Raw genomic sequence first — 19,910 nt, forward strand, 5'->3', positions numbered from 1 at the left:
AGTCCATGCTCTTCTCCGGGAAATACTGTCACCAGTGGATTGGGCAGGTTATACACTACCTGGTCATGTTCTTCCGGAACAGACACTAATACCTTTCCGTACTTTTCAGACATCGCCGTAGGATATGCAGGATAATGCGCCAGTATATCTTTGATATCTGCCAGCAACGTTTGTTCCTGCACGTTAGTACCCATGGCAACGGTGGCCTGTTCAAAAGCCCTGAAAATAAATTTGGTGAGGGTAAGGTCTACTGTACAATCGTAGTTATATTTAAACCCGGTTCTTAATCCATACAATTCCGGCGGCACCGTTGGGAAAATATGGTAGCGGTCATCTTTCCAGCGGGAACCACCATGTGCATCCGGTCTTTTCATATAAGCGACCAGGAATTGCACCGCTGCTTTGATGGGCTCATAGGCCCTGTTGCGGAGAAATGCGGTATCGCCGGAATAAATATAATGCCACCAGAGTCCCTGCACGGCCCAGGGCGTTTCACATACTTCCCAGCCCCAATCAGGTGAGGGATAAGGGTTCATGGTCATTTCTACCGGAAAGGCGGAATGCGGAAAATAAGCACCCGGGAGATGATAATACTCCTGTGCCCATTTCCTGCTCACCGGCATCAGCGCTTCTATCAGTTGTACATACGGCAGATTTTTCTCGGTGTGATTGCTGGAGAAAGTTCCCCAGAATGGTTGCTGCGTATTGTAGTTCATGTGATAGTCGCCATGCCAGGCGGTACCTATTTTGTTATAGCTCCAGTTAGCAAACAGTCCTGGGCAGGTAACGCCTTCTTTGGCTGCGCAGTTCAGGAAATAAAGATTGCGGTACCAGGTTTCTTCCAGGAAATCATCTCCCAGTTTTACGGCTGACTTCTTCCAGTAGTCCGACCATACCTGCTGACTTTGCGCCGCTGCCTGCTGATAGGCTTTGGCAGAAGGCGCCGGCAATGCAGGCATCTCTTTGCTAACAACGGAATTTAATCCTTCCTGTAAAGTTACGATCGCCTGAAAGCTTTGACTGGCTGTCAAAGCTGCTTCCAGCGGCGCCATCTCTTCCTGGTTGCCGCTCCAGTTAATACGTGACTTCTTTGACAAAGGGGCATTCACCTGTACGGCTAAACGAAATGCCTTGTCCTTAGGCGCACCTGTTTCCGGATTATATTTCTTAGGCTCCTCTGAAGGTAATATCTGCCGAAAAGAAATAATACCGGCAGCCAGATCTGTTACCGAAGTATATTTCGGAAACTCTGCGGGCGTAGAAGGATCTGCCAGCATTTTTACCCGGCTGAAAATATTAGGGACTGGCTTACCGGCGACATCGGTCAGTTGCATTTGCAGCTGATCGGTTTGCATATTGGTAAAGAGTTCCAGGAAGACCTTCTTTTTATCTGCCAGTAAAAACTGTACACGGCAGATACCCGTGGAAATATCCAGGGTATGACCAATCAACTCGGCTGTTCTGCGGTCAAAACCCAGCACCAGCGATCCGCAGGGGAAAGGCCTTGGATACGGCTGCCGGTAGTTCTCCACCGCCGTCTTCTTATATCCCTCATACCAGGTATCCTTGTCGAGGTCCGGAATATCTTTTACTTTATTAAACACATAATTGAAATCGTGCAGCGCCTCGCGGTTGTTTTCCGCAATACGAATATCCCACACATTATTATGCCCGAAATAAAGCACCACGGCATCCGGACGGGTGGTTACCACCACACCTATGCCGCCGTTGCCCAATAAGGCGCCCTCAAAAAAATCAGGCGCGGGCTTATTGTAAACAATCGCATGTTTGGCTGCAATAGCCGCGGGCTGCAACGGTTCTCCGGCTGATTGCGCGCGGCTTACCTGGAAAGACCCGAGTAAAAATAGTACGCTAAATAATTTATACATAACGTGGATATTATTATCTGAAGACCCAGTACAATACAGCCATTACGGCCAGTAACACACCGGACAATACTTTATAGTTTGCCAACCCCGGCCAGCCTTTTGCGCGTAGCGGTGCCAATGGACTTTCCCAGTAGAGCACCTTGCTTTCAGCGGTATGCTGCATCGGATAAGCAAAGGACAACACCACCTGCAATATTACACAAACGACAAACAGGTAAAAAGCAACCATCAATGGTGGCGTGTGACTCAAAGGTCCTTCAGGATATACCTTGCCGGTAAAATATACCAGCGCGCCCAGCGCGGAACCCAACCACAAAGTATACTGTGCGGCTTTGGAAGATGCCTTTTTCCAGAACACTCCCAGCAGAAACACACAAGTGATAGGTGGCGCAATATGTGATATTACGTCGTTAATGCCGTTAAAAAGGCTCTCGTACCGGTTCAGTAAGGGTAAGAGTCCAATGGACAGAAACAGCGCTAAAACGGCCGCAATACGGCCTGTTTTCACCAGCTGTTTATCTGTCGCCTCCGGCTGATATCTTTTGTACAAATCATAGCTCACCAATGTAGCGATAGAATTGAGCGCACCGGAGATCTGGCTCATTAAGCCCGACAACAGCGCTGCCACCAAAACGCCCACCAGTCCCGGAGGCACCAGTTTGGTAATCATCAGGGAATAAATACCCTTTGTATGCAGCTTGCCATCGGCCTGCTGCAACGCACTCAGGTCCAGTGCCCCCTGTTTGTACAGCACATACGCCAGCAACCCTGGCAAAATGAAAATAAATACCGGCAGCACTTTTATAAATCCACAGAACAACGCACCGGTACGGGCATGATTTTCATCTTTTGCACCCAGCACACGTTGTACAATGGTTTGATCGGCACACCAATACCAGATTCCAATAACCGGGTACCCGAGGAATATGGCATACCAGGGCAGTCCATTCGGATCACCCGCCGGATGCAGCATCGATAATTTGTCCAGCTCCTGATGCTGCTGCAAGACATCCACGACTGGTTGCCAGCCGCCTACCTTCCACCACGACAGCAGCGTAATGATCACGGCACCCGACAACAGCACCACTGTTTGCACAGACTCCGTTACTACTACCGCACGTAATCCCCCCACAATGGTGTAGGCGCCGGTTACCACCGCTATCAGGATAATGCTGGTGAACATATTAATGCCGAACAAGGTTTCCAGCACAATGCCACCGGCCAGAAAAGAAAAGGCAATGTGGATCACAATTGCTGACACAACAGACACAATCGCCAGCCAGTCGCGGCAGGCGCGGTTATACCGTCGCTCCAGGAAATCCGGCAATGTAGCCACCCCCGATCGTATGTAAAACGGTATAAAGAAAAGCGCCAGCAGGATCAGGGTAAACGCCGCCATCCATTCGAAGTTACCTGCCAGCAACCCCGTGTCAAAACCACTTTGAGCAAGACTTACCAGATGCAGACAGGAAATATTGGTGGCAAACAAAGCCATGCCTATCATAGGCCAGCGCAGCGACTTCCCTGCAAGGAAATATTCCCCTGCAGCACTGCTGCTCTTCTTTCCGGACCATCCGGCCCAGAATCCCAGCAGCACAATAAAGGCTACATAACAAATGCTTATGACGGTATCTGTGGTAGAAATCATCCGGCGAAAGAATTAATGGCCAGCAGATCACAACTGCTGCCCGGTGTTTCAGGAGTACGATAAAATCCGCCTGTTATCTGTGCAGGATGGGTAAAATGCGCACGCAGGTGAGGAATATGCTCCAGGAATAATGCTTCATGTCCCATGCCAATATGATTGAATAACACCAGGTGCTGATGCAGCTGTCCCATATCTCCCACATGTGGTACTACGGGCACGCCATACTTTTTACACAAAAGGCTCACCGTCAAAAATTCGCTGACACCTCCTACCCTCACAGCATCTACCTGTATAAAACCAGCGCAACGGGTTTCCAGGTAATTTTTAAAAATCACCTTATTGGGTACATGTTCTCCCAATGCCAGCTTCACCGGATTCAACGCCTCCGCCAATGTTTTATGGGCCAGTACATCATCAGGATGTGTAGGCTCTTCTATCCAGTAAGGATTAATATCTGCCAGTCTTTTGCCAATAGCCAATGCCTGCGGGAGATTCCATTGCTGATTGGCATCCACCATTACCTTGATCTTATCCCCAACCGTATTTCTTACAATATGTGCTCTTCGTATATCCGTTTCCGGGTCTTTTGCACCCACTTTCAGTTTCAATGCACTGAAACCATTATCGAGCGCCCGTTTACAGTTGGTTTCCAGCTGATCATCGGAGTAGTTAAACCAACCCGCTGACGTATCGTACGCCGGATACCCCTGTTGCAAAATACCTTCGCGCGATGCACGGGAGGGCTGCATTTCGGTGAGCATACGCAATGCTTCTTCACGGGGTAATATTTCTTCCAGGTAAGACAAATCCAGTGTATTCACCAGTTGCTCAGGACTCAGGTCCAGCAAGAGTTTCCACAAAGGCACCTGTTGTTGTTTCGCCCACAGATCATAGCAGGCATTGGTGACCGCCGCCAGCGCCAGATGCACGACTCCTTTGTGAGGGCCCAGCCAGCGGAACTGCTGCTCATCGGAACGCTGCTTAAACCAATCGCCGAAAGTAGCCATCACTTCATGGAGATCTTTACCGATCAGCTGCTCTCCATAAAACCGCGCTGCTGCACATACCAGCTCATTGCCGGCGCCCAGCGTAAAAGCCAGGCCGGTACCGCAATTACCTTTATCGTCGTAGAGACAGGCTACCGTGTACGAGTATACGGGGTTCTGATGGATGGCATCACTACCGGCTCCACCTGACAAGGGGAACCGGGCATCTTTCACTATTATTTTCTTAATCATTTTTTCTCTTCGTTTTTTATAGGAGCAATGTCGATCGTAGATTTATCTGTTTCCAGTACAATCACGGTATCATTAGGATCTGGTAAAACAGCCGGCAATGTGAGCGTAATTTGTCCGTTGGTTTGCATCAACGCTACAGTTGCGCCTTTCATGATATAGGCTTTGTTTATTTTTACACCTGGCATTTCCGGTATTGTTAATGTCGTTACCGGTTTAAACACATGCAGGTAAATCTTTTTACCACTGCGGGTGGTAGCAAAAGTATCGTTCGGGTTATACGGACCGCCATGGGTATTATAAATGGCCGTTCCATACTGTTTCAGCCAGCTGCCCATGTCCTTCAAACGGGCTACCTGAGCAGGTTCTATAGCACCATCTGAGCGCGGACCAACGTTGAACAAAAGGTTACCATTACCACCGGCCACTTTCGCCAGTGTTTGGATGCATGTTTGCAAAGATTTCATTTTATCGTTTGGCTTCCAGGACCATTGTTCACAGATCGTCATACAGGTTTCCCAGGGTGTTTGCATATTCAGGCTTCCTATGCGTTGTTCCGGTGTATCATAATCACCGAGGAATTTAGCCGTACCATCTGCATCAATGCCTGAAAAAGATTTACCTAAACGGTTGTTGATGATCAGGTCTTTTTTCAATGTTTTCAGATAAGTGTACATATCCAGTCCCATGGCTTTTGTCCAGGGAGCTTCCCAGGGACCGTCAAACCAGAGCATATACGGATCGTAATTCTTCACCAGTTCTTTCAACTGATTTTTCATGTACACCACGTACTTTTCCATATCTGGTTTTTTTCGTTTATCCGCCAACTTTGGATCGGTAGAATTATCCAGCGGATAATTTTCCTGGTACCAGTCCAGCACAGAATAGTAAATGCAGAATTTAATATGATATTTTTTGCAGGCTTTGGCCAGCAGTCCTACCACATCTTTTTTAAAGGGGGTAGCCATGATATTATAATCTGTATAGGCAGATGGCCATAAACAGAATCCGTCGTGATGTTTGGCAGTGATGGTCAGGTATTTCATACCTGCATCGCTGGCGGTTTTCACCCATTCATCTGCGTTAAAATTGATTGGATTAAATACTTTGTACAGCGTGTCGTAATCTGTGGCAGGCACCTGGTGGTGGCGCGACCAGCCTATTTCGGTACCACGCAGGGTTACGGGCCCCCAGTGGATAAACATGCCAAAGCGCAGATCCATAAACTGATTCATCACCGCTTTGCTGGTGAGTATTTTTGGATCCAACTCGGCATTGGTCTGGCTGTAGCCGTTGAGTGCCAACAGCAGTAAACATAATGTGGCAATACGTTTCATTATTCCTGGAGATTTATTTATAGTGTACGTTTATAACCTAGTTCGGCGCCTCCACTTACCGGCATAATACAACCGGTAACAAAGCGGGCATTATCAGATAACAGGAACGCACATACGCTGGCAATTTCTGTCGCTTCCGGGCAATAGCCCAGTGCGTGAATATGGTCCAGGTATTGTTCCATGCGGGCGGGATCTGGCTGTGCTTTATTCCACTCACGCAGCATCGGTGTCCACACACCTGCCGGCGCTACCGCATTTACGCGGATGCCATCGGGCGCATAGTCCAGCGCCATGGCTTTGGTGAGTCCGTTAACCGCACCTTTACTGCCGGCATAAGCCGCATGATTTTCCTGTCCCATGTCTCCCACCATACTACTGGTATTCAGGATACAACCCCTGGAAGCTTTCAATGCCGCAATGCCGTGGCGGGTGGTATAATAAATGCCGCGGATGTTTACATTCATCAGCAGCTCCCATTCTTCTTCTGTTGTGTCGTGTAATGGTTTGGCAGGACTGGCAATTCCAGCGTTGTTATGGATAGCATCCAGTCGCCCATAGGTTTGTAATACGGTGTCGATGGCAGTTTTTATCGCTGCGCTGTCCAGCAAATCGGCCGTCAGCAACAGGTGTGATGCCCCCAGTTGTGTTTTTAATGCCTGCAATGCGGTAGCATCTCTGTCGATCACCGCTACGATCGCTCCTTCTGCCGCATAATTCAAGGCACAGGCAGCTCCTATGCCGGAAGCACCACCCGTGATCAGCACTATTTTATTCTTCAGTATCATCATTCAAATTATTTCCGTGGAAAAATGTACGTGAAATACAAGTTCGTTTGGCACCTGATTTCAAAAGTAATCATGGATAAGGTATGTCATCCCGGTTAAATTGACTTAAATCAGCACTATTTTGACTTTATTAATCATTTTCCCTATTTTAGCCTGATAATATGAAGCCACTTTTTGCCATACCGGGCGACAAAGCCCTTGAACAGCGTGTATACCTGGTAAAGGAAATTACGCAGCCTTACTTTTCCACGGAATTTCATTTTCATGATGAATGCCAGCTGGTATATGTAGTGGAGAGTGCCGGCCGCCGCATCATTGGCGACAACGTAGAATATTTTGAAAGCGGGGAACTGATTTTTGTGGGCTCCGGTACGCCGCATGTATGGCATAATGAGCAAAAATATTTTGAAGGAAAAGATAAGCTACAGGCCAGGTCCATTGCCATGTATGTATCACCTGATTTATTGCTGGAGCATCTCGGACCTTTTGGTAATATCAGCAACGTAAAAGCCTGGTTAAAAAAGTCGCAACGCGGCATACAGTTTTATGGCAACGCCAAAGCAGAAATACTGGCCTTGATGCAGCAAATGCTGCAGGAGCAAGACCTGCAGCAAACCATTAGTTTTATCACGCTGTTACAAAAAATGATGACCACCAAAGAATACAGGCTGCTGGCGGGCACCAACTATGTTAACCTGTATAGTGATAAAGATCAGTCCAGGATGGATGATATCTTCAAATTTATTTTCAAGCATTTCAAAAGAGACATCCCCCTGTCAGAAATAGCAGCGATAGCGGGTATCAACGTACATTCCTTTTGCCGCTTCTTCAAAAGCAGAACACAAAAATCGTTTACCCATTTTGTGAATGAATTAAGAATTGGCTACGCCTGCAGACTGTTACAGGAAAAGGAAATGTCGATGATGGAGCTATCTGTTAAATGCGGGTATAATAACACCACCCACTTTAACCGCTTCTTCAAAAAAATAAAAGGGAAAACACCGAGGGAGTATAAAAAAGATGTTTCACAGTTGGGTTGATTGGTACGAGTTTTTGTCTTAGGACAGGATTATACTGATTTTGATGATTTTCACGATTTTTATTTTAAAGATTAATAAGATTAAAAAAGATTAGCGAAGATGAACATCATATGTTATTCATCTTCGCTAATCTTTTTTAATCCTGTAAAAACAAAATCGTGAAAATCATCAAAATCAGTATAATCCTGTCCCAAGACAAAAACTCGCTCTCCTCTACGCGTTCACCAAAAAATATACGATCCGCGTACCTTGTGCAGCCTCGCCGGTCGTTATTTTCAGCACATGTTTACCAGGTGTTAAATTATCGCCCAGGATCAGATACCAGGGCAGGTAAAGACTTTTACTCCACTGTGTATGTAAGTCTTTCGTTTGTACGGGACCGTTATCAATGCTATAATTAATGACACCAGCATCCGGACCGGATACAATACTGATCCCAACAGTACGGCCGGTGAAGGGGAACTCCAGACTGGCGTGTGCTTTATCGGATACCAGCATAGGTACTTTCACAAAGCCTTCGCGGGTGCCCACCTTATCCGAAGGTTCCCATGATTCCATTAAAGAGAAACCATTTAATGCTTTGGCGGTATGTATATCACCATAGGCGCCGTTTTCATAATTCATCGGATCTGCCGGAGCGGGTAACTTTGCTGATACAAGGTGTTTGGGAACCGGTCTGCTGAAAGCACTGTCCAGCAAATTTTTGATGGCATTAAAATAAATATTTTGTCCAAAGGGGGACGGATGTAAATCTTTGAAATCTTCTTTCCAGGTAAACTCGTGCGCACCGATGCGGGTGGTTACTTCTTTGGCCAGGTTGATAAAGGGAAGATGGTATTTCTTTGCGAGGTCTTCATGTACCTGTACTTCCAGCGGTACTTTACCGGCGTTGTAGTCGGCTATTTTATCTTCGTCCACAAATGCCATCAGCACAATATTGACCTGCGGATTAGCGCGGAGTGCATGCCGGATAATGCCTTCCATGGCTCTGCGCTGTGTTTGTTCGTTGGTACCATTTACATGGTCATTCACTGCCGCTTCTATAAACAACAAATCGGTGGTACCCTTATCCAATACATCTTTTTTAAACCGGAAGGAATGTGGCAAGCTGCCTAAAGAAGGAATGCCGGCATTGATAAAGCGAAAAGCCGTACCGGGATAAGTAGCAGAAAGATAATCACACACTTTGCCGCGCCAGCCTTCCATGTTGGTGATAGATCCTCCGAGAAAGGTCACCGTGGCTTTTTTATCCGATTGAACATGATACCATGCATTGTCCGGTTGACCATACCAGGTAATAAATTGCGTTTGTGCCTGTGCCGTAACGGTCATGGCTACACTCAGTAGCAGCCATACAAATTTTCTCATCATAGTAGCGATCCCTTTTACATTCCATCTTATGTTACTTATTTCTTGCAAGTTCCCTGATTTTGATACAGGTGGGCATAGTGGTTAAGTAACCATTGTCAGCGATAAATGTAAATATAATACCTGTTATTTTTTTATTGCGGTTTATCCATGGATGGCTGCCAAATAAACCAGGGCTGCTGTTTTCTATCAATGCGTCGCCGGGGCCGGTTACATCCCGCCAGTTTCCGATGCCATAAATGCCTTTGCTGCTGAGCAATGACAACGGGTAAGGAGAATAGGCAAAAGTAGTAGTGCTATTTGTTTGGGGTTGTTCCATCGCAGCAACCGCCGCTTCACTTAGTACCCGGGTACCGTTGGCCGCTACTCCTTTATTCATGATCATATAGAGGAAACGCATATAATCATCCGGTGTGCTGCTGGCGCCTCCACCAATCTGAGGGTTGGCAGTTAAACCGAAGCCGGTGCTGGTCATACCACAGGGTGTAAACAGCTTTTCGTCCGCCAGTGTTTTCCAGTCTTTCCCAGACGCCACTTCACAAATACGGCCTGCTACCTGCATACTCACACCACCATAATAGAAAGTGGAACCGGGCGTATATTGTAACGCTACATTTTTTGCGATGCCATCCGCCGCTGCCTGGAGGGTGATCAGCACATTGGACTCGTACCCCTGGGTAGAACTACCCGGAAATCCCGAAGTATGCGAGAATAGTTGCGCGATGGTGATGCCTCCTTTATGATAGGTGGTGAAGATGGGCAGGAATTTACCCACGCTGTCTGTTAACTTTATCTTGCCTTCATCGACGAGGCTCATCACTACAGCAGCCGACAACCATTTGGAGCAGGAGGCTATCAGTTGGCGTGTACTGCCATCATACCCGCCAAATCCTTTGGCGTAGACTGTTTTCCCATCTACCTGGATAATCCCATAACATTTACCACCAAATTGATTGGTTGCCGCGTCCGTCAATACCTTGTCGACATCATTATAGGACGGTGCAATGACGGTTTTGGATTCAGATTTAGTACAGCTGGCCAGCAGTATGGCCGCAAAGCAACATAACAAATAACAGTGTAGGTTCGATCTCATGTGTGTAAACTAATAAATAATTAAACGTAACGCTATCAACATTCTCTTTTTCAACTAAATTGCGGCCCAAATGAAATATAATAACGTTCTTTTCGACCTGGATGGTACATTAACCGATCCAAAAACCGGAATTACCAAATCGGTGCAATATGCGTTGGCGAAAGCGGGCATTATTGAAAACGATCTGTCCCGGCTGATTCCTTTTATCGGACCGCCACTGCAGCAGTCTTTCATGGAATATTATTCCTTTACCGAAGCGCAGGCCTGGGAAGCGGTAGCCGCCTATCGGGAATACTTCAAAGTAACGGGTATTTACGAAAATGAGCGTTACGAAGGTATTCCGGAACTGCTGACCACTCTGTTAGCGCAGGGACGTCGTTTATTTGTGGCGACCTCCAAGCCGCAGATTTTTGCAGACGTAGTGATCCGCCATTTTAACCTGCTTCCCTATTTTACCGCTGTTTATGGCAGCGAGCTGGATGGCACCCGGGCCGACAAAGGAGAACTGATCAAATACCTGCTTACGAAAGAAAATCTGGCGGCAGAGCATACCATCATGGTGGGCGACCGTAAGCACGATATCATTGGTGCAAAGAAAAATGATATTGCCTGCATTGGTGTAGGCTACGGTTACGGTAGTACGGAGGAACTCAACGCCGCCGCACCCGACTATATATTTAATACAGTAGCCGACCTGACAACGGCCTTTTCGGAAGGTCCGGAAAAAAAATGATGCATCTCCCCTAAAATTATCTTGCCCTAATTACTTTATTAGCCCTTTATTAAGGCATTCGTTAGTGCCCCTCTGCTTACTTGCAGGAAGTTTCCACGTTTTTACCCGTAGCCCGGCATTGTTCAAAAGAAAACCTTGTACTGAAGATCCGATGATCCTTCCACGAGTATTTATTCATTCACATCTGACATGAAAATCCAATAGTAATTCCTAAACATCAATTTTCCACACATGAAAAACAAGTTGCATCTACTATTCGCAACCCTTGTTGCCTTGTCTGTTGGCTGCTCTAAAAAAGAGGCTGCCACATCTTTACAGTCGCTCGCTGATGGCAAAAAGTCTTCCATTAGTGCATTAGGCTCTCCTGTCGGCGATGTAGTCGGTAAGGTAACGGTAGGCTACCAGGGCTGGTTTGCCGCCAATGGCGATGGTTCCCCTATTAATGCCTGGTGGCATTGGACACAAAACTGGGGGGCGTCTCCTTCTTCTACCAACAATGGTATTAAATCCTGGCCGGATGTGCGGGATTACAGCAGTACCTATCAAACTGCCTGGGCAAATCTGAATAATGGATCGCCGGCGAAGCTATTTTCTTCGTTCACTGACCAGACAGTAAACACTCATTTTCTCTGGATGCAGCAAAACGGTATTGATGCGGCCGCACTGCAGCGCTTCAACCCCAATGGTACCGAAGGTCCTGTGCGGGATGCCATTACGGCGAAAGTGAAAACGGCCGCAGAAACGTATGGCCGCAAATTCTACATTATGTATGATGTAAGCGGCTGGACCAACATGCAGTCGGAGGTAAAAACCGACTGGACCAACAAAATGTCTGCTTACACCTCCTCTTCTGCGTACGCAAAGCAGAATGGCAAGCCGGTGGTATGTATCTGGGGCTTCGGCTTTAATGATAACAACCATACCTGGTCGGCGGCGGTATGCCTGGATGTGATCAACTGGTTTAAAAACCAGGGCTGTTACGTCATTGGTGGGGTTCCTACTCACTGGCGTACGGAAAGTGATGATTCCAGACCCGGTTTCCTGAACACCTACAAGGCGTTCAATATGATTTCGCCCTGGATGGTGGGTCGCATCGGCAATGTAAATGACGTAGATAATTTCTACACAAATGTGAACACACCGGATCAGGCTTATTGTAACACGAATGGCATCGATTATCAGCCTTGTATTTTACCGGGCGATTTGCAGGAGCATCAGCGCGCACATGGTGATTTCATGTGGCGGCAGTTTTACAATATGGTCAGAGTAGGTGCGCAGGGCATTTACATCTCCATGTTTGACGAGTACAATGAAGGTAACCAGATCGCTAAAACCGCAGAGAGTGCAGGTTTCATCCCGGCAGGTTCCAACTTCGTCACGCTGGATGAAGACGGCGTGGCTTGCTCCGCAGACTATTACCTGCGCCTCACCGGCGATGGTGGCAAGATGTTAAAAGGATTGATTGGCCTCACTGCTACGCGCCCTACACAACCTATTGTAGGTGGTGGCACCGGCGGCGCGCCTATTGGCCAAACCATTACGCTGAAAAGCTCCAACAACCTGTATGTATGCAGTGAAAATGCTTTACAGGCCATGAATGCCAACCGTACTGCGGTAGGCCCCTGGGAACAGTTTGTAGTGGTAAATGCCGGCAACGGTAAAATTGCCCTGCAAAACGGCGGCAAATATGTGTCCTCTGAAAACGGGACCCAGGCTATTACCTGTAACCGCACGGCAATTGGTGGCTGGGAGCAATTCGACTGGATCAGCAATAGCGATGGCACCATTTCTCTGAAAGGTGTTAACGGCAAATTCGTGTCCAGCGAAAGCGGTACACAGCCCATGACCTGCACCCATACTACTGCCGGCGCTACCGAGAAGTTCCGGGTAAATCAGTAAAAAACAAGAGGTTTCTTTTATTTGATTATTCAGATATCACAGCGATAAGTTGAAGAGATCTTGCGATAAATTATCTGAATAATCAAATAAAAGAATACCCAAATATCAGTAATTTTGGCCCGGCTAAAAATGGAGACCAAATGAACGACCAATCCGGGGATGTGTTAGTGAGTATTATCATTGCTACGTACAATGCGTCTTTTTATATCGGGGAATGCCTGCAATCTATTAAAACACAATCAGCAAAAAATATAGAAGTCGTGTTGGTAGATGGTGCCAGCACAGACGACACCATGGCCATTGTAAAAGCTTCCGGTCTTCCGTTACTCAACTGGGTGAGCGAACCGGATAAAGGTATTTATGATGCCATGAACAAAGGGATCGGTATGGCCCGTGGCAAATGGATCCATTTCCTCGGCGCAGATGACCGTTTGTTGCCGGACTTCAGCCAGTTGCTCGCACATTTACAGGACGACCACACCGTGTATTATGGCAACAGTGACTGGTACGCCGATAGAGCAGAAGTACCTTACACCCTGATGCAGGGCAGTTTCAGCTCCTACCGCCTGGCAAAATGGTGTATCAATCATCAGTCTATTATTTACCCGAAAGCTGTTTTTGAAAAATATATATACGATGTCCGTTACAAAGTAAACGCGGACTACGCCCTGAATATGGCGGTATGGGGTGATCCCCGTTTCAGGAAGCAACATTACGAAATCAGTATCGTGCGTTATAATTTATCCGGTTTCTCCTTTTTCACCAAAGACCAGGTATTTGAAAACGATAAATTAAAACTGATTCGCCAGCGTTTGGGCTGGTGGACGTATGCGCGGTTAATGATCAAGCATTACAAAACAAAGATGCGCCGTTCCGAAAGTTAATCCCATACTGGCCGCTGATTTATATCCTGAAAAGCTGAAGCTAAAATTGCTATATCTGAATTAAAAATTGTCTTTATAGGATAAAATTGCATCAACCTGCAAATAAAATGCAAAAACGTTTTAGTTATCTGGAAATATTTATACTTTTACTATGCGGGTAATTGTAGAAGAACCAAAAATACCGCCTTTACATCTAATTTGTTCACTTAAATAATGGATTCGCACGTTCACTTGAAAACAAAGCATGGTTAATCTGCTAAATCGATTATCTAGCACATTTCCGGAGATTAAGTTTTTTCCGGTTAATATCAGTTTCACGTATGAAGTATCAAATTTATTAAACCTATAAACCTATCGCCAGGGGCAGCCATTCATCATATCTGTTGTTGCCGGCCAAAAACATTCATATCTCTGTAGCAGAGCTATGAAAGAACATGTATAACATGGTCTTTTCAGAAAGATTATAAATGTGTAGCTGATTCCATTTTATACCGGTGTTCCCATTTTCAACTGCCTGCAAATGCAGGCCTGTACTCAATTTTTATGCTACTGTATAAAAGAGGTGTTGCATTTGTATAGTGGTGGCTGCAGCGCTACAGCAGGATAAATATGCTTTTTTTGAAAAATCGTTTTTGCATATCATCCCTTTATAAAACCAAAATTATGACCAACGCGCTTTTGCGACAAAAGCTACATGACACCTAGCGCTTTTACCGGCTGTACTGGCCACTGCAGGAAAAATCGATAAACTATTGCTGTGATCAAAAGCCTGGAATAATTTTCTCAGGCCGGGTAATAAATATAACATTAACACCTCACCGGTGCCTATGGCAACCGGGCACGGGATACCTGTTGCTGTATACTAACGTTACCGTACACACGAAGTTATCAATACAAGGCAGCATATAGCTGATCATCCGGAAAATGCAGATTATCCGGACAGGCTATCTGCATGCCATTACATTCCTGGCAGGTACATCCTACCTATTCATCAACTGAATTTTTCCATCGCCGGAAAGATAATGGGCTTTGTATGGCAAAGAAACAAAGCCCCCATTTTAATAAACCAAAAAATCCAAAACGTATGAACAGAAATTTGACTTTTCTGATGCGAACAGGCCTACCAAGTGCATTGCTGCTGCTAATGACACTGATGGCCTTCTCTCAGGACAAAAAGATCACCGGCAGGGTATTTGACGCCCGCGACAATTCTCCCCTCCCCGGTGTAACCGTGCAAATAAAAGGTACTTCCTCCGGCACACAATCCGGCACCGATGGTACTTATTCCCTGCAGGTACCCGGTAATAATTCCATCCTCGTTTTTTCGTTTGTTGGATATAACCCGCAGGAGAAATCAGTAGGCAACAGCACCATCGTAAATGCGGCACTTGCTACAGACGTTAAGTCACTGCAGGACGTTGTAGTGGTGGGTTATGGTACGCAACGCAGATCCGACCTCACCGGCGCCGTGGCATCTGTTAAAGCAGCCACGCTGCAGGAAAGACCCGCTCCTTCCGTGAATCAGGCACTCAGCGGACGTATCCCCGGTGTGCAGATTAATACTAACTCTGGTCGCCCGGGCGGACAAACAAATGTACGCGTACGTGGTTTCAGCTCCATTAACACGACTAACAACCCATTGTATGTAGTAGATGGTGTGGCCCTGCCAGTAGGATCGCAGGAACAGAACAGCAATGCTATCGACTTCATTAACGGTAACGATATAGAATCAATCGATGTACTGAAAGACGCTTCTGCCACCGCTATCTATGGCGCCAGAGGTGCCAACGGTGTGGTGATCATCACCACCAAACATGGCACCGCAGTAGGTGGCCGCGTAACGTATGACACCTATCTCGGTAAAAATGAAATTGGTCCGCATCGTGTAGAAATGCTCAATGCAAAAGAATACCTGGCTGTAGAAGATCTGGCCTGGAAAAATGCGCAAACGTATGATCCCGCAGGCTGGGCCGCCGGCGATTATGTAGCCAGAAATCCTGCCCTGAAAAGAAAAGACACCAGACTGTTCGACAAAGATGGTAATCCACTCTATGACACCGACTGGCTGAAAGAATCCGTTCAAAACAAATTAACACAAAGTCACCAGCTCGGATTCACCGGCGGTAATGCCGATACACAATATGGCTTATTCCTCGGCTACCTGGACGATAATGGCCTGTTATTAAACTCTTACCTCAAACGCTACTCCGCCCGCTTCACCATCGATTCCAAAGTAAAAGAATGGCTGAAAGTAGGCGGCTCTATCAGCTATAACAACCAGGAAGAAAATCTGGTGGACATTGGCACCGGCGGATTGAACTCTGTACGTATGATCACCGAAGGACTTCCCTTTCTGCCTATTAAATTTGAAGATGGCACCTGGTCTAACAACAAAGTATATCCGGGCGCTGAAGGTGGTTCCAACCCTGTGCAGATCCTCACAGACAGAAAGTACATCCTGAATACGCAAAACCTGCTGGGTAACGCCTATGCTACTATCAGCCTGGCTAAAGGCCTGGAATTGCGCAGTGTACTCGGTACCAACGTGGTTACCCGCGGCCGTCAGGAATACATGGGCAGATCTCTCCTCGACATCTCCGCTTCACAAGGTGGTATTGCTATCCTGGACAACCAACGCGAATCATTCTGGTCGTTCGAAAACTATCTTACCTACAACAAAAAGGTAAAGAACCACTCCTTTACCGGATTGTTGGGATTGTCCTGGCAGGAAAACAATGTATTTGGATTTAATGCCCGTGCAGAAAATTTCTCCACAGATTATTTTGAGGAAAACAAACTGGGGGCAGGTTCCAATATCCCGGCCAGTGGCGTAGATTCACGCCGCCGCCGCTATGCATTCAACTCCTATTTTGCCAGGTTTAACTATGCTTACAAGGAACGCTACCTGTTTACTTTAACAGGCCGCGCCGATGGTTCTTCCCGTTTTGGTGCCAACCATAAATATGCTATGTTCCCTTCTGCCGCACTGGCATGGAGAGCAACGGAAGAACCTTTCCTGAAAGACAGCCGCGTATTATCCAATCTTAAACTACGCACCAGTTTCGGCGTTACCGGTAACTCAGAACTGGACCCCTATAAATCACTGGCTACACTGGCCGCTAACAGCGACTACGCAGCTGTCATCGGCGGTACTAAAGTACAGGGCGTTGGTACCAACCGACTGGCCAACCCCGACCTGAAATGGGAAAAAACAGCCCAGTATGATTTCGGCGTGGAAATAGGATTCCTCAAAAACAGGCTCAACCTGGAAGCAGATCTCTACTACCGCAAAACCAGCGATATGTTGCTCGATGCACCAGTGCCTACTACCAGCGGTTATAACACCATTACCAAAAACGCTGGTACCATGGAAAACAAAGGACTGGAACTGGGCCTCAATGCCCTGATCCTGGACAAAAAAGATTTCTCCTGGAACACTATCTTCAACATCTCCTTCAATAGGAACAAAGTACTGTCACTCGCTACACCTGCTGATATATTCGGTATAGGCGGACCAAACTTTACCAACCAAACCAACATTATTCGTGTAGGCGAACCCGTTGGTTCGTTCTGGGGACTTGTACGCCTGGGTACCTGGAGTACCTCAGAAGCCGCCGAAGCCGCCAAATTTAAAGACTACCGCGGTGGTAAGCCCATCCTGCCAGGCGATATCAAATACCTGGACGTAAATGGCGACCATGCCATTACAGATGCCGACCGTATGATTATCGGTAACGGTAACCCTAAAGGATGGGGTGGTTTTATCAATACCTTCAAATACAAAAGTCTCGATCTCACCATTGAACTCCAATATACCTTTGGTAACGATGTACTGAACATGACGCATCACTCAGGGGAAGACCGTACCGGCTTAGCCAATAGCTTTGCGTCTGTACTCGACTACTGGACACCGGAACATCAGAACACCATGATCGCCGCGCCAAGAAACCCTGCTGCCGGTTATGTAACAAACGTAGACACCCGCTGGGTGGAAGATGGTTCTTTTATCCGTGGTAAAAACATCCTGCTGGGATATACTTTCAATAACTCCGTTATCGAAAAATTACACCTTAGCCGGCTGAGAATATATACTTCCGTGCAGAACTTCTTCCTGAAAACCAAATTCAGTGGTAATGATCCGGAAGTTACTACTTACACCAATGCCTTCGCACAAGGTCAAACCTTCTTCGATTATCCCAAACCAACTACTTACATCCTGGGATTAAACGTGGCATTCTAATTTTTTCAGTCAACAAAAAACTAGTTATGAAAAGAAATATCATCAATAAAATAGGATTGTGGATGCTGGGCAGCGCCATGATGCTGGGCATGAGCACGGGATGTACAAAATTCCTGGATGAAGCAGATCCTTCCAATCTTAGCCCGGATAGTTACTTTACCCTTCCCGAACACGCTGATGCCGCCATTTACGCAGCATATGCACGCACAAGACTCGTAGGTTACGGCGCCGGTATTTTTTCCAATAATTTCCAGTTGCTCGATGCACCCACCGGCACCATCACCACCGGTACCGCACAAAACTCTGATCTCAACAACCTGCTTGGATTAGTTTACAACGGGGATAACCTGCACATTGGCCAATGGTGGAAAGAACTCTATCGGCAGATCGCTGAAGACAATCTCGTGCTGGATAAGGTACCCGGCATCAATCCCATGGATGAAGCGCAAAAGAAAAGAGTATTGGGAGAAGCACATTTTCTCCGCGCCTGGGCTTATTTCTATGCCGTAAGATTATGGGGCGACGTGCCATTGATCCTGAAACCACAAACACCGCAATCAGAAGATTTCAGCCCCAGCCGCGCTAAAGCAGAAGATGTGTACAACCTTATTGTACAGGATTTGAAAGACGCTGAAGCAGCCGGATTAGCCTGGACCAACGCCAATGGCCGCGTAGGATTAGCTGCAGTAAAGGCGCAACTGGCAAAAGTGTACCTCACCATGGCCGGTTTTCCGCTCAATAAAGGAGCTGCTTACTATAAACTGGCGGCCGATAAAGCCAAAGAAGTAATCGATTATTCCAACGCCCATCCCGGCGAAATTGCACTGTTCACTACCTATGCCGATCTCCACAGCACTGCTATGAACAACAAACTGGAACACCTGTTCCAGGTGCAATACCTGACCGGCGTAGAAGAAAATCCATTACAATCCATCATGCTGCCCAACAACTCCCTGCCTAAAAACATCTCTGCGGTAGGTAGTGGCGTTGGTAGCTCCATGCCTACTTTATCTTTTTATAATTCTTATAAAAAATTTGAACCAAAAGATAAACGTACCGATGAGCAACAGTTTTTCTATACCTCCTATTTTGAAAATGGCAGCGGCGCCGTTTTCCCATTGGGCGCTCCCTATATCTTCAAACACTTCGATGTAGACGACCATGGCAAACCAGGTAAAGATGGTACTAAACATAGTAACCTGAATGTACCGCAAATCCGCTATGCTGAAGTGCTGCTGATCTATGCAGAAGCACAGAACCGTGCTGACGGAACCGCTAATACAGCTGCTTATACCGCACTGAATGCGATCCGTTTCCGCGCCGGCCTTGATCCATTATCCGGCCTTGCCCAGGGCGATTTTGAAAATGCCGTATGGCGGGAACGCGTACACGAATTCTGCTACGAAGGCATTGTTTGGTTTGATATGCTCCGCACCCGGAAAGTATACAACGAAGACACCAACGGGTTCGATGCTTTTGTTGGCCATGTCAACAAAAATTCCGGTCAGGCATTGCAGCAAAAACACCTGCTGTACCCACTACCCATATTTGAAATGAAAAACAATCCCAATCTGAAACCGCAGAACGAGGGCTACTAAATTTGCAGGGGCTGACCAAAAAAAGTGGCTGTTGCACAACTCTTGCCAAAAAGGCTCAATAACCTCTTACTTAATTTAGGTTAGAAGGTTATTGAGCCTTTTACTGTTAGTAAAAATGTTGTTGTTGTTACAGTGATAAGTTGATATTAAGCTGTGTATAA

Annotated in this window: 13 protein-coding genes; 6 read left to right on the plus strand and 7 right to left on the minus strand. The window is 46.7% G+C overall.

What is annotated here, in order from left to right; genetic code table 11:
- The 5 genes from VIP81_RS11410 to VIP81_RS11430 form a co-directional block, all read right to left on the minus strand.
- On the minus strand, nt 1-1,889 hold a 1,889-nt coding region (locus VIP81_RS11410; RefSeq protein WP_331960087.1), incomplete at its 3' end, for a glycosyl hydrolase family 95 catalytic domain-containing protein.
- A 13-nt stretch (nt 1,890-1,902) separates the two neighbouring features.
- A complete protein-coding gene (locus tag VIP81_RS11415; protein WP_331960090.1) occupies nt 1,903-3,537 on the minus strand; it encodes a sodium:solute symporter in 1,635 nt (544 codons plus the stop codon).
- Nucleotides 3,534-4,775, minus strand: coding sequence for an enolase C-terminal domain-like protein (locus tag VIP81_RS11420; RefSeq protein WP_331960093.1), 1,242 nt, complete (start codon nt 4,773-4,775; stop codon nt 3,534-3,536). The genes VIP81_RS11415 and VIP81_RS11420 overlap by 4 nt, the downstream gene beginning before the upstream one ends.
- Complete coding sequence (locus VIP81_RS11425) at nt 4,772-6,109, minus strand: alpha-L-fucosidase (protein WP_331960096.1); 1,338 nt, start codon at nt 6,107-6,109, stop codon at nt 4,772-4,774. The genes VIP81_RS11420 and VIP81_RS11425 overlap by 4 nt, the downstream gene beginning before the upstream one ends.
- Nucleotides 6,110-6,126: 17 nt before the next feature.
- Nucleotides 6,127-6,897 (minus strand): SDR family oxidoreductase, encoded by a 771-nt coding sequence (locus tag VIP81_RS11430; protein WP_331960099.1) that lies wholly within the window; start codon nt 6,895-6,897, stop codon nt 6,127-6,129.
- A gap of 158 nt (nt 6,898-7,055) precedes the next feature.
- Here VIP81_RS11430 and VIP81_RS11435 point away from each other — a divergent pair, with 158 nt between their 5' ends.
- Nucleotides 7,056-7,934 (plus strand): AraC family transcriptional regulator, encoded by an 879-nt coding sequence (locus tag VIP81_RS11435; RefSeq protein ID WP_331960102.1) that lies wholly within the window; start codon nt 7,056-7,058, stop codon nt 7,932-7,934.
- 213 nt (nt 7,935-8,147) lie between these two features.
- Here the strand turns inward: VIP81_RS11435 and VIP81_RS11440 are convergent, their stop codons facing one another.
- Together VIP81_RS11440 and VIP81_RS11445 are read right to left on the minus strand one after the other, a co-directional pair.
- Nucleotides 8,148-9,305, minus strand: a complete 1,158-nt coding sequence (locus VIP81_RS11440) for a GDSL-type esterase/lipase family protein (RefSeq protein ID WP_331960105.1) — start codon at nt 9,303-9,305, stop codon at nt 8,148-8,150.
- Between the two features lie 31 nt (nt 9,306-9,336).
- Nucleotides 9,337-10,395 carry a serine hydrolase domain-containing protein gene (locus VIP81_RS11445; RefSeq protein WP_331960108.1) on the minus strand — a complete coding sequence of 353 codons (1,059 nt, stop codon included), beginning with the start codon at nt 10,393-10,395 and terminating at the stop codon, nt 9,337-9,339.
- Between the two features lie 70 nt (nt 10,396-10,465).
- Between VIP81_RS11445 and VIP81_RS11450 the strand changes: the two genes are divergently transcribed.
- From VIP81_RS11450 to VIP81_RS11470, 5 genes are all read left to right on the plus strand, one after another.
- On the plus strand, nt 10,466-11,128 hold the full coding sequence (locus tag VIP81_RS11450; protein ID WP_331960111.1) for an HAD family hydrolase: 663 nt from the start codon (nt 10,466-10,468) through the stop codon (nt 11,126-11,128).
- Between the two features lie 231 nt (nt 11,129-11,359).
- Nucleotides 11,360-13,027 carry a lectin gene (locus VIP81_RS11455; protein WP_331960114.1) on the plus strand — a complete coding sequence of 556 codons (1,668 nt, stop codon included), beginning with the start codon at nt 11,360-11,362 and terminating at the stop codon, nt 13,025-13,027.
- 140 nt (nt 13,028-13,167) lie between these two features.
- Complete coding sequence (locus VIP81_RS11460) at nt 13,168-13,911, plus strand: glycosyltransferase family 2 protein (protein ID WP_331960117.1); 744 nt, start codon at nt 13,168-13,170, stop codon at nt 13,909-13,911.
- Nucleotides 13,912-14,995: 1,084 nt separating this feature from the next.
- Nucleotides 14,996-18,151, plus strand: a complete 3,156-nt coding sequence (locus tag VIP81_RS11465) for a TonB-dependent receptor (protein ID WP_331960120.1) — start codon at nt 14,996-14,998, stop codon at nt 18,149-18,151.
- Nucleotides 18,152-18,177: 26 nt separating this feature from the next.
- The gene (locus tag VIP81_RS11470) at nt 18,178-19,749 is read left to right on the plus strand and encodes a RagB/SusD family nutrient uptake outer membrane protein (RefSeq protein ID WP_331960123.1); all 1,572 of its coding nucleotides are present in this window, start codon (nt 18,178-18,180) and stop codon (nt 19,747-19,749) included.
- The last annotated feature ends 161 nt before the right edge of the window (nt 19,750-19,910 follow it).

This window comes from Chitinophaga sp. (assembly GCF_036566945.1).
In the GTDB taxonomy this organism is placed as follows: Bacteria; Bacteroidota; Bacteroidia; order Chitinophagales; family Chitinophagaceae; genus Chitinophaga.